The 11,696-nt window shown below is 69.2% G+C and carries 12 protein-coding genes; 6 read left to right on the plus strand and 6 right to left on the minus strand.

The genetic code is table 11. The features are described from left to right. The first annotated feature begins 36 nt into the window (after positions 1-36). Positions 37-1,101: an NADH:flavin oxidoreductase/NADH oxidase gene (locus IT359_18610; protein MCC6931010.1), complete on the plus strand. Its 1,065-nt coding sequence runs from the start codon at positions 37-39 to the stop codon at positions 1,099-1,101. 125 nt (positions 1,102-1,226) lie between these two features. Here the strand turns inward: IT359_18610 and IT359_18615 are convergent, their stop codons facing one another. Together IT359_18615 and IT359_18620 are read right to left on the minus strand one after the other, a co-directional pair. Beyond that, a complete protein-coding gene (locus IT359_18615; GenBank protein ID MCC6931011.1) occupies positions 1,227-1,976 on the minus strand; it encodes a ZIP family metal transporter in 750 nt (249 codons plus the stop codon). Further along, positions 1,973-2,668: a ZIP family metal transporter gene (locus IT359_18620; protein MCC6931012.1), complete on the minus strand. Its 696-nt coding sequence runs from the start codon at positions 2,666-2,668 to the stop codon at positions 1,973-1,975. The genes IT359_18615 and IT359_18620 overlap by 4 nt, the downstream gene beginning before the upstream one ends. Positions 2,669-2,876: 208 nt before the next feature. On the opposite strand from IT359_18620, the gene IT359_18625 reads away from it, so the two are divergent. Continuing rightward, positions 2,877-3,434, plus strand: a complete 558-nt coding sequence (locus IT359_18625) for a Uma2 family endonuclease (GenBank protein ID MCC6931013.1) — start codon at positions 2,877-2,879, stop codon at positions 3,432-3,434. On the opposite strand, the gene IT359_18630 is transcribed toward IT359_18625, so the two are convergent. Beyond that, positions 3,431-4,507 (minus strand): GGDEF domain-containing protein, encoded by a 1,077-nt coding sequence (locus IT359_18630; protein MCC6931014.1) that lies wholly within the window; start codon positions 4,505-4,507, stop codon positions 3,431-3,433. The two genes, IT359_18625 and IT359_18630, sit on opposite strands and share 4 nt — an antisense overlap. A gap of 133 nt (positions 4,508-4,640) precedes the next feature. On the opposite strand from IT359_18630, the gene IT359_18635 reads away from it, so the two are divergent. Together IT359_18635 and IT359_18640 are read left to right on the plus strand one after the other, a co-directional pair. After that, a complete protein-coding gene (locus IT359_18635) occupies positions 4,641-5,558 on the plus strand; it encodes an alpha/beta hydrolase (GenBank protein ID MCC6931015.1) in 918 nt (305 codons plus the stop codon). Between the two features lie 42 nt (positions 5,559-5,600). Then, positions 5,601-6,407, plus strand: coding sequence for a matrixin family metalloprotease (locus tag IT359_18640; protein ID MCC6931016.1), 807 nt, complete (start codon positions 5,601-5,603; stop codon positions 6,405-6,407). Between the two features lie 96 nt (positions 6,408-6,503). Here the strand turns inward: IT359_18640 and IT359_18645 are convergent, their stop codons facing one another. From IT359_18645 to IT359_18655, 3 genes are read right to left on the minus strand one after another with little or no spacing between them, the layout of a single operon-like run. Next, a complete protein-coding gene (locus tag IT359_18645; GenBank protein ID MCC6931017.1) occupies positions 6,504-7,787 on the minus strand; it encodes a PDZ domain-containing protein in 1,284 nt (427 codons plus the stop codon). Then, positions 7,787-8,569: a hypothetical protein gene (locus IT359_18650; GenBank protein ID MCC6931018.1), complete on the minus strand. Its 783-nt coding sequence runs from the start codon at positions 8,567-8,569 to the stop codon at positions 7,787-7,789. Before IT359_18650 ends, IT359_18645 begins: the two co-directional genes overlap by 1 nt. Further along, positions 8,550-9,125, minus strand: coding sequence for a sigma-70 family RNA polymerase sigma factor (locus IT359_18655; protein MCC6931019.1), 576 nt, complete (start codon positions 9,123-9,125; stop codon positions 8,550-8,552). Before IT359_18655 ends, IT359_18650 begins: the two co-directional genes overlap by 20 nt. Before the next feature lie 364 nt (positions 9,126-9,489). Between IT359_18655 and IT359_18660 the strand changes: the two genes are divergently transcribed. Further along, complete coding sequence (locus tag IT359_18660) at positions 9,490-10,998, plus strand: serine hydrolase (protein MCC6931020.1); 1,509 nt, start codon at positions 9,490-9,492, stop codon at positions 10,996-10,998. Between the two features lie 149 nt (positions 10,999-11,147). Further along, positions 11,148-11,603 carry a metal-sulfur cluster assembly factor gene (locus tag IT359_18665; GenBank protein ID MCC6931021.1) on the plus strand — a complete coding sequence of 152 codons (456 nt, stop codon included), beginning with the start codon at positions 11,148-11,150 and terminating at the stop codon, positions 11,601-11,603. Positions 11,604-11,696 lie beyond the last annotated feature (93 nt).

Below are 11,696 nucleotides of genomic sequence, written 5' to 3' on the forward strand. Positions count from 1 at the left end.
CGCTTCCCAGCGCCATCCGCCGTTCGACTCGTACGCATGCTGTTCACTCCCTTTACCGTTCGTGGCATCACCCTCCGCAACCGGGTGGTCGTATCGCCGATGTGCCAGTACTCGAGCCAGGGCGGCCACGCCAGCGATTGGCACCTCGTCCACCTCGGCGCCTTTGCCGTGGGCGGGGCCGGGCTCGTCCTCACGGAGGCGACGGCAATCTCGCCCGAAGGGCGCATCTCACCGCACGACCTGGGGATCTGGGACGACGCCCACATCCCCACCCTGCGCCGCATCAACGACTTCCTGCACGCCCACGGGGCGGCCAGCGGAGTCCAGCTGGCGCACGCCGGTCGCAAGGCGAGCACCGCGCGCCCGTGGGAGGGGAATGGGTACGTTGCTCCTGACGGTGGCGGATGGAGCGACGTCATCGGGCCCAGCGCGATCCCCTTCGCCGAGAACTACGCCATGCCGCACGCGCTCACCCGGGACGGCATTCGCCGGGTGATCGACGCCTTCCGCGACGGGGCGCGCCGCGCGCTGCAGGCCGGCTTCCAGGTGGTGGAGGTGCACGCCGCCCACGGCTACCTGTTGCACCAGTTCCTCTCGCCGCTCGCCAACCAGCGCGACGACGATTACGGCGGCTCGTTCGAGAACCGCGCGCGCCTCACGCTCGAAGTGGTGGCCGCGGTGCGCGACGTGTGGCCCGCCGAGCTGCCGCTCTTCATACGGCTTTCGTGCACCGACTGGGTGCCGAACGGATGGGATGCCGATGACACGGTGCGGCTCGCGCGCGAGCTTGCCGCCGCAGGCGTCGACCTGATCGACTGCTCGTCAGGCGGGCTGTCGCCGGCGCAGCAGATCCCCGTCGCCCCCGGCTACCAGGTCCCCTTCGCGCGACGCGTGCGACACGAAGCGGGGATCGCCACCGGGGCCGTGGGTCTCATCACGGCGGCGCAGCAGGCGCAACACGTGGTGGAAAGCGGTGACGCCGACGTCGTCCTGATGGCGCGCGAACTCCTGCGCCACCCGCGATGGCCGCTCCAGGCCGCGCACGAACTCAAGCAGGAGATTGCCTGGCCCAGGCAGTACGAACGGGCAAAGCCGCGTTAGGCGCTCGCGGCGGGCCTGAGTGGCCCGCCCGAGCGACTCCTACATGCTCGCGGCGGGCCTGAGTGGCCCGCCCGAGCGACTTCTACATGCTCGCGGCGGGCCTGAGTGGCCCGCCCGAGCGACTCTTATAGAAACCGCTGGACCGCGACCATCCCAAGCATCGACAGCGTCGCCGCGGCCGCGATCCCGCGCGACGACTCCTGCTCGTACGCCTCGGGGAGCAGCTCCACCAGCACCATGAAGATCATTGCCCCAGCCGCAAAGCCCAGCCCGTAGGGAAGTGTCGCCGCGAACTTCTCCACGAAGAGGAACGCCGGCACCGCTGCCAGCGGTTGCGGAATGGACGAGAAGAACGACCACCACGCGCACGACAGGATCGACGCCCCCTGCGGGCGCATCACCGCGCTGATCGCCAATCCCTCGGGGATGTTGTGCACCGCGACCGCCAGCGTGATCGCCGTCGCCAGCGACTCACCACCGCCAAACGACACCCCCACCGCCGCCCCTTCGGCGAACGAGTGCACCGTCATCACCGCGATGATGAGGAGCATCTTCCTCGCTCCCACCCCGCGCGCCCCCAGGAACTCCGTCTCGTGCTCGTGCCCCCCAACAAAGCGCTGCACCACCAGCATGAAGACGACGCCCAGGAGGACGCCGACCAGCGTCGCCCCCCCACGCTCCCGCGCCCCCTCCACGATGAGGCCGAACGACGCACCCAGCATCAACCCCGCCGCAAGCGCGTTGGAGTACCCCACCACGCGCTTCGACACCGACTTGATGAAGGCGAACGGGATCGCGCCTAACGCCGTCGCCACCGCCGTGAGCAGCGCGTACCAGAAGACGAACAACACGGGATGGGAATGCAGCCAGCTCATCGCATCGCCTCGGCAAAGGCCACCATGCTCGTGGCGGCAATGACGACGATGCTGATCGCCGTGCGTCCCGAACCGCGATAGCCGCCGGGCAGGAGGTCGGCCAGCGACAGGTACACGAGCGACCCCGCCGCCGCGCCCAGCAGCGCAGGGCGCAGGGCGGGCTGCGCAGTGGCCAGCGCGAAACCGCCAACCGCCATTGCAAACTGCGGAAGGTTCGATAGCGCCGCCGCCGCCACCGCGCCCAGGCGCCGCTCGCGGCGCACCAGATAGGACGACAGCGCGATCCCCTCCCCCACGTTGTGCAGCGCGAGCGTGAGCGCCACCACCACGCCAAAGCGCTCATCCACCGCGGCGGCCACGCCTAACGCCAAGCCCTCAGGCGCCGAGTGGATCGAAGCCCCGACCAGCGCCCGAATCGGCGGAAGCGAGTCGCCGCCGTCCAGGTTGAACCAGACGTGCACCAGGAACAGCGCCACCACCGCCACCGCTGCCCCCATCGTTGCCTGCACCGTCTCGCTGTCGAAACCGTCGCGGATGAGGGGATACGCAAGGCCAAGCATCATCCCCGCGGCCAGCGCGTTCGCGAACCCCACGAAGCGATCCTCGGGTCCCTGCACGCGCGAGATGATCGGACCCAATCCCGCAGCGGCAGCGGCAAGGGCGGCATACAGCGCAACGGTGTTGATCGTCATGCCCCAACGCTAGACGCAGAGCGGAGCGGGCGCCACTCGCCGCGACGAGCCGCGAAAGCGCTCGTCGCCGCGGGAGTCCGCCGCTCGCGGCCACTACCCTGTCGCAACTGGATGATGCGGAGCGCGCAGAAATGGTACGCCGCCACCGCTCACCTCGGTCAACTTCTGAATCGCCGAGTTGACCTTTTTCGCCGAGGAGTGGAATACTATGGCTATGACGATGACCGTCCCGCCGCTCATGACCGCCGAGGAGATACTCGTCCTCGACATTCCCGGCAGGTCGACGGAACTCGTGCGCGGGCGCCTCGTCGTGCACGAGCCTCCAAGCACGCTCCACGGTATCATCGCCGCAAAGCTGCTGTATAGCATCGCCCACTTCGTCTACGGGCACGACTTGGGCGCCGTCGCCGCCCAGGACACCGGCTTCCACATCTTCGCCAACCCCGACACCGTCCGCGCGCCCGATGTCGCGTTCATCCGAAAGGAGCGGCTCGCCGACGTGCCGTCGCGCGGCTACGCGAAGGTCGCCCCCGACCTCGTCATCGAGATCGTTTCGCCGAACGATCGCCCGGGTGAGCTGCTGGCAAAGGTTGGCGACTGGCTGCAGGCGGGGACGTTGCTGGCCTGGGTAATCGATCCCAAGCGACGCGCAGCGTTCGTGTACCGCGCCGACGGTTCCATCTCCTTCGTCGGCGAACAAGGCGCCCTGGAAGGGGAAGACGTCCTGCCGGGGTGGCGGTGCGCGTTGGAGGAGCTGCTGCGTTAGGCAGCGTTCGCCGTAGGCGAAGAACCGGCCGGCGAAGAGACGGCCGGCGAAGAAACGGCCGGCGCAGCATCGCCCGGCGCGGCAACCGCCGCTCCCCCCTCCGCTTCATGCACCACCACGCGGTCGCGTCCCCAGGCCTTGGCGCGGTAGAGCGCGAGGTCCGCCCGTGACAGCACCGCGTCCGCCGTCGGCGATCCATCGCCCATCGCCACGCCAACACTCACGGTGATCGAGATGTCGCCGTCCGGGTGCCAGAGCGGCGCCCCGGCCACGGCGGCGCGCATCCGCTCCGCGACTCCCTGCGCTTCCACCACCGACGTGCGGGGAAGGATCACGACGAACTCCTCTCCACCCACTCGCCCCAGCCGGTCGCCCTCGCGCAGCCGCTCCTGTAGCACCCGCGCCAGGTGCTTGAGCGCGATGTCCCCCATCGCGTGCCCATGCGTGTCGTTGATCCGCTTGAAGTGATCCACGTCGAGTATCAGCACGGCCATCCCGTCTCCCGCCGATCGCGTCCGGGCAAACTCCTCCTCCAGCCAGATCATCAGTGCCCGGCGATTGGCCACGCCGGTCAGCTCGTCGGTCGTTGCCTGCAGGTGCATGCGGCGCGAGCGGCGCACCTTGCGTAGCGCCGGAGCGAGCGTCGCCAGGAGCAACACGACGAGGAGCACCAATGCTACGCCCTGGGTCCGCCGCAGCTGTTGCCCCAGCGCGCGCGCGTGCTGCTCGTCCATTCGCTGCGCCTCGGCCAGCGCCCGGTAGGCGTCGCGCCACTGCGCCGCGCCCCCTGCAGCCGACGCGTAGGTTCGCAGCCAGCGCTCGACGATGGGCGCGCTATGGCGCGAACGCACCGACGGTTCCACCGCGCGCAGGATGTGCAGCGCCTGCTCCGCCTCGCCGCGCGCCACCAGGATCTCCGCACGTTCCAGCTCCACGTCGTCGCCCGTTCGCGGACCGGATGCGTGATCGATGCCCCGCGGCGCGTCGAACGCGAGCGCGAACACGGCCATGCCGATGACGCTGACGACACGCCATCGCGCGACGATTCGACGGAGGAGTGAGAAGGCGCGCATGATGCGAGTACGAGTCTCGGCACCGGCGCATCAGCGATGAAGAGGTTAGGGACTTCCCATGTTTGGGTGTGCGCCTCGAACCCCGACACCCGCGGCGAGGCGCGCATCACTCGTCGCCCTGTATCTTTCCCGCATGACCGCGCCGCTCACCGCTCGCGATCGTTTCGTCGCCTTTCGGCGCTCGCTCCCGCGCGCGCCGCGCCTGCACCACACGCGCGTTGCCGCGCGCGGGCTCGAATTCGCGGTCTTCACCACGCCGGCGGTGCACGGCGCGACCCCGCTCGTGTGCGTCAACGGCGGCCTGCTCTTCTCGCACAAGCTCCTCTGGCCCGCCCTTTCACCGCTCGCGCAGCACCGGCAGCTCATCTTCTATGACCAGCGCGGTCGTGGCGAGAGCAGCGCACCCCCCGGTGCGCAGGCCGCGCGCATCGAGCACGATGCGGGCGACCTGGCGGCGCTGCGCACTGCGCTTGGCTACCGGCGCTGGGATGTGCTCGGGCACTCGTGGGGCGGGGGGATCGCCCTGCTGGGCGTGGAGCAGGATCAGGGCGGGGTGCGGAGGCTGGTCCTGGTCGACGCCGTCGGCCCGCGGAGCGCGAGTTGGCTCCCGAACCTGCACGATGCCGCCCTGGCCAGACTTTCGGCCCCGCAGCGCGCGGTGTTGCAGCACATCGACCCCGTGACGCTCCGCACGGGCGATCCAGCGGCACAATCGGCCTACTCGCGCGCCATGTACCCCGCCTGGTTCGCCGATCCCGAAATGGCGCAACTCTTTGTCCCACCGCGCAGTGAGTCGCGCACCGGAGGCGCTGTCGCCGCGCAATTGCGACGCGTCGGGTACGACTGGAGCACCTTGGTACGTGCCGTGCAAGTGGAAACGCTCGTCATTCATGGGGCAGACGACCTTCTCCCGCCTTCGGTGGCGGCGGAACTTGTTGCCCTCTTGCCGAATGCCCGACTTTCGATCATTCCACAGGCGGGGCACATGCCCTTCTGGGAGCAACCGCACGCGTTCTTCAGTCAGGTCGAACAGTTCCTTGGCGGAGCGTAGGCTCCTGCGTATCCGCCGCACAAGCAGCACTTGCCGGTCATCATGAAGCGTCTGGATCTCGTCTTCGCCATCACCCTTACCTGCCTTGCCGGCTTTGTCGGCGTGGAGGCGTACGCCATGCGCGGCCAGGTGGGGGCGCGTCACGTCGTCGGTTCCGCCGGCGCCAACGCGTCGATCATCCCGGTCGAGGACGAGTCGCCCCGACCTAACCGCCGAGTGAAGAAGGGAGGAGACGCCGCGTCCGTCTCCAACGATCGCTCGCTCATCGACGTGCGCGCGCGCCTCGAACTCTCCGGCGCGGGTACGTACATCGGCGAGGTGCTCGCCGCGCACGACTCCGCGCTTGCCCGTTGGCCCGATCGCGCGGGGCAGCCGCTGCGCATCTGGATCCAGCCCATCGCCCGGGTGCGCGACTGGACGCCGACTGCGATTCCGCTCGTTCGCGATGCCTTCATCGAATGGGGAGAGGCCGGCGTCCCGCTCAACTTCTCCTTCGTGCTCGACTCGGCGTCCGCCGACGTGCACGTCACGTGGATCGATCGCTTCAACGAAGCGATCTCCGGCAAGACGCTCTGGTCGCACGACGATCGATGGACGATTCTCGAGGCCAACATCGTCCTTGCCGTGCACCATCGCACCGGCGAGGTCCTCGACACCGCGGCCACGCGCGCCATCGCGCTGCACGAGGTGGGGCACCTCATCGGCCTCGATCACACTACCGACACGACGTCTATCATGACGCCGCGCGTGCGCGTGAAGGCGCTCTCCCCCGCCGACCGCGCCACGGCGCAACTGCTGTACATGCTCCCCCCGGGGCCCGTTCGCGCGCGCCAGGGCGAGGATCGTTAGGCCGGCCGGCGCAACGCACCGGGACGCGAACGCGGGCCGCTCGACATGGTGCGAGCGGCCCGCGTCGTCCTGATCCCTGTGGTGACGCTCAGCGCCCTACCACTTGAGCGTCGCCGTGACCGGCTTGCGGCGACGCACCAGCTGCAACCTGAGCTCGCGATCGCGCGACTCCTCCACCGCCTGGAGGAAGGTGAGGGGCGACGCCAGCGCCTCCCCGTCGACGCTGAGCAGGACGTCTCCCACGCGCAGCCCAGACCGTTCGGCGGGCGAGCCACGCCCCGTCGCCACCACCAGGAGCCCGCGCACCACGCCTAACGCGGCGGCGAGTTCCGCCCCCACGGCCACGAACTGTGCACCGGCAAAGACCACCGTCGATGCACTCGTCGCGCCGGCGACCGGTGGCAGCGGCCCGGGAGCCGCGATGGCGCCGGGAGCCGTGGCGGCGACCGGTGTCGGCAGCGACGGCGTGGCCGGGCTCTCCGTTGCGCCCGCGGGGAGCGAGCGGCGCTGCACCACGATGCGCGGCGGGCCTGACCCGGGCACCGCCGATTCATCCGACGTGATGGTGAACGTCAGCTGCTGCATCGGGGCGAACGCCGCCGCAATGCGCTCGTCGATCCACGGGCACGGCGAGGCGAACTCGCCCGGATGTGGCTCCACCGTCACCGTCAGCACCTTGGTCTCCATCCCGCGACGCAGCTTGAATGGGATGCGGGTCCCGACCTTGAGGAGTGGGGTGAAGTCGATCTCCGCGTCGCGCAGGTCGCGCCCCGACATCGCCAGGATGCGGTCGCCGCCGCGAATCCCCGCCTTCTCGGCCGGCGATCCCGGATCGACCGACTCGATTTCCGGATAGTCGACGAACCGTATCACGAGGCCTCCCTCGTCGTCGCGGAAGGCGCTCGCATCGGCGGAGTAGATGACCCCCACCCACCCTTCCGGCTTGGCGGCGGCGCAGATGTCGCTCAGGCGGCGCTGGATACGCGTCCCGTCGTTCTCCAGCGCGGCCAGCTGCGTGCGCATCCTGCGCAGCGACACCTGCCCCTGCGAGCGCGCCTGCTCCGTGAGGTTGGGCGATCGCAGCGCCAGCTGCAACTCCTGCAGGTTGTCGAGGAGCGCCATCGACAGGCGCTTGCGCTCGAGCAACTCCTGCACCAGGTGGTCGACTTCCTGCTCGAACGGCGATTCCTCGCGCGCCACGTCACGCGTGGTACCGCGCGCGTCGCCGCGCACCGTCACGCGGCGCTGCTGCCCCTCCACCACCAGCGGCGTGGCCGCCAGCAGCGCGACTGCCGCCAGCCACAACGCTGGCGCCAGCGGGCGCCAGCGCGCCACGACGCCGTGGAAGGTCCAACGATTGCAGACGAGCGGCTTCGCCATCAGAAGCTCCCGAGCTTGTTGCCCACCGGGAGCGTCGTCCCCAGGCGGCGCAGCGTCTGCTCGCGGGCGCTCAACGTCGCGAGGTAGTACTGGTTGATGTAGGGATCGGATGGCGCGTCGCGCATGGCCTGTTGCATGGTCTGCGCGGTGCGGTCGAGCGCGGCCAGGCGCGTGCGATACTGCTCCGGCGCCGCTTCCGACGACGACGTGTCGTGCGTCGCCAACCACGCCGCCGCCTGCTCGTACTGGCGTTGCGCCTGGTCCAGCGCCGCGAGCGCGTCCTGCGACGTGCCGAAGTCGTTCCCCGCATTCGACGCCGGGATGACGTTTGACGGTGCGGAGCCGGCGGGCACCGCCCCACGCGCCGACGAATCGCCCAGCGCACCGGCGCCGCCTCGCAGCGCCACCGCCTCCACCACTTGCATCCCCGTGCTCATGCGCCCCAGTACGGCGCCCCCGGCCACCAGCACCAGCACGGCTGCCACGCGGCGCGCGACGTCGGCCAAGGCACCCACGCGGCGCCCGCCGTGCGCCGTGGCGCGTCTCGCCGGCGTGGCGCCCCCCTGCAGCAACCCTTCGGCGCGCAGTTGCTCGCCTAACGTATCCCATGCCGTGAGCGGCGGCGCGATGCGACGTCGCTCGTCGCCCGCCATCACCACGAGGCGACGGTACGCCTCCAACTCGCGCGTGCAGCTCACGCAGGCACCCAGGTGCTCGCGCTCCGCGGGCATCGCGCCCCCGTCGACCAGTTCGGCCAGCCGTTCAATAGGCAGGTGCAGCATGTTCCCGGTCCGTGTCAGCCCTGAATTCGTCGATGACGTGCGACAGCATCTTGCGCAGCCGTGCGCGCGCCTTGAACAGTTGCGACTTGCTCCCGCCGGGGGTGATCCCCAACTCGGCGGCTATCTCCTCGTGCGTGTAGCCTTCCACGTCGTGCATCAGGAAAACGGTGCGCGCGCCTGGCGAGAGGCGCGACGCCGCGTCCTCGATCGTCTGCGCCAACAGCGCGCGATCGCTCCCGTGCTCCACCGACGCCGTCTCCTCGTCGATGTCGGTCTCGATCTTCGCCAGCCGCCGCGTGCGTCGAAGCGCATTCAACGTCCGGTTCACCGCAATGCGATGCGCCCACGTGCCGAACTGCGAGTCACCGCGGTACGTGGGAAGTGCCCGGAAGATCTGGATCCAGACCTCCTGCGCGATGTCCACGGCATCGTCGGCATTTCCCACCAGGCGACGGACAACCGCGTCGATGTGCGGGGCATGTTGCGACCAGAGCCGTCGCATGGCCCGCTCATCTCCGTCGATGGCGCGCTGAATGAGGGAATTGTCCGTAGCCATGAAGTCCCGGGTACTCTACCTCTTTCGTCACGTCCCACCGCTGCGTGGGTTTACCCCTGCAACCCCTTCGACGACGGTTCGCCGCCCTCTCGAACGCCATTGTCACCCGCCCAATCGGGGGTTTTCGTCCCCAGCGAAGGACGCACTTTGCGCGTTGTCGTCCAGCCCGCCCGACAGTCCTGCCTGCACCCGAACGAGAACGTACGTGAGGTAGAGAAAGGCATCTCTCTACCTTGCAACAACCTAGGCATTTTCTTATTGTCGATATAGACCGCCCAGGGCTGTTGGTGTAGCCTTTGCGGTCCGATACCTATCGCGATCCCAGCTCGTCGGTGCGATAGCCCTTTGTTGCAGGAGAAGTCCATTGGTCGCCCATCTGGCCCTCGCCCTCGTACTCGCCGCCGTCACGGAGAAGCTCCCCGTGCGCTCGCCGCGTGCCGTGGGCATGTCCCCGGAACGCCTGGCGACCATCGACCGCGTCGTTCGCCGCGGGATCACGGCAGGTGGATACCCCGGCGCCTCCGTCGTGATCGGCCGCCGTGGCGCCGCCGTCATGCAGAAAGGCTTCGGGCACCTCGGTTGGACCTCCGGGTCGCCCGACGTGAACGCCGATCGCACCATCTACGACCTCGCCTCGCTCTCCAAGGTCGTCGGGACCACGACGGCGATCATGATCCTCGTCGACGAGGGGCGTGTCGAGCTCGACGCCCCCGTCTCGCGCTACATCCCCGAGTTCTCCGGCGGGACAAAGGACCTGGTGACGGTCCGGCACCTCCTCACCCACCGCTCGGGCCTCCCCGCCGGGCGCGAGCTGTGGCGGATGACCTCCTCGCCCGCAGAGGCGAAGCAGATCGTCATCAACACGCCACTGTATTGCCAGCCGGGCGCCTGCTACGAGTACTCAGACCTCGGAGCCGACTTGCTCGGCTGGGTCGCCGAATCGGTCGCCGGGCTGCGCCTCGACAAGTTCCTCGCCGAGCGCGTCTTCAAGCCGCTGGGGATGAACGACACGTTCTACAACCCGCCCGACTCCGTTCGCTATCGCATCGCCCCCACCGAGGTCGCCCCGCCGCGCGGCTATCCCCTCAAGGGCGAAGTCCACGATGAGAACGCCTTCGCGCTCGGCGGCGTGGCAGGGCATGCCGGTCTTTTCTCCACGGCGGCCGACCTCGCCATTTTCGCCCAGATGATGCTCAACGGCGGCATCTACGACGACGTTCGCATCTTCTCGGACAGCACGGTCGCGCTGTTCACGCGGCGCACGGCGGGGACGCGCGCCCTGGGGTGGGACACGGCAGACGGACAGGGCGGGTCGGGCGAGTACCTCACCTCGGCGGCGTACGGCCATACCGGCTACACGGGAACCTCCATCTGGATCGATCCCGACCGGCAGATGTTCGTCGTCCTCCTGACCAACCGCGTCCACGCCGCGCGCGCGCGCCGCCCTGCCAAGGTCATCGCCGATGTCCGCGCCGACCTGGCCGACGCCGCCGCCCTCTCAGTCGAGGATACCGAGCAGATCCTGAACATGCCTACCTCGTTCCGCGCCGATCGCGCCGACGGGTGGAACAAGGTGGTTCGTCGCTCGCGATCGTCCCGCCGCGGCGCGAAAGCCAGGTCCGCGCGCTCGACGAAGGCGGCCAAGGCCAGCAAGGCGCGCACTGCCCGCAGTGCGACGGCCAAGTCCAAGAGCACCAGCGCGCGTGCCAAGGCGCGCACGACGGCCAAGTCATCGAAGTCGTCCAAGCCCAAGGCGCGCCCCGCAGCGACGGTACGTTCGTCGCGCAGCGCTACCGCCAAGTCGCGCGCGGCCAGCTCGCAGCGACCGCGCCCGGCCGCCAAACGCCCTTCCGCGAGCGGCGGCGGCCGCTGACGCCGCTACGGCGAACGCAGTCGTCCTCGCTAGCCATCCCCTGAGTCGCCCTGACCGGCGGCTCTTTCTTTTCCCCGGTTTCTTCCCGAATACCTTGATCGGAATAGTCCCCCGCGCTGATCTTGTTGGGGAGCATGCGAGGATTACCGATGGACGAGACCGCCTCCGTGGACGTCGCAGACTTGGACACAGCCGACCAGCCCGAGCAGACGCGCTCTTCTGCGCACCCCACACCGCCCGCCTCCGCGACCACGGCCAGCGCCCCCTCCGTGGGCGGGGCGGACGGCACCGCGGCGGGCGCCGAGTCGACGCTGACCACCGATCAGGTCAGGCTGGCGCTGCGCAAGGTGAAGGACCCCGAGCTCAACCTGAATATCCTCGACCTGGGGCTCGTATACGACATTGCCGTGAACGGGAACGACATCTCGATCGACATGTCGCTGACGTCGCCGGGGTGCCCGAGCGGCCCCGAGATCATGGGCGACGCCGAGCGCCAACTGAAGACCATCGAGGGGGTTGGCTCCGTCGCGGTCAACCTCGTGTGGAGTCCGCCATGGACCCCCGAGCGTATCGAGCCGCGCGTGCGGGCTTATCTTGGGTTTTGAAGGGCGGAGGACGAGAAGACGAGAAGACGAGAAGCCTGCCCCGGCGAAAGCTGGGGACGAGGATGGACCCTAACGGGTCTCCTCCCCCGTTCC

Source organism: Gemmatimonadaceae bacterium (assembly GCA_020852815.1).
Lineage (GTDB): Bacteria > Gemmatimonadota > Gemmatimonadetes > Gemmatimonadales > Gemmatimonadaceae > SCN-70-22.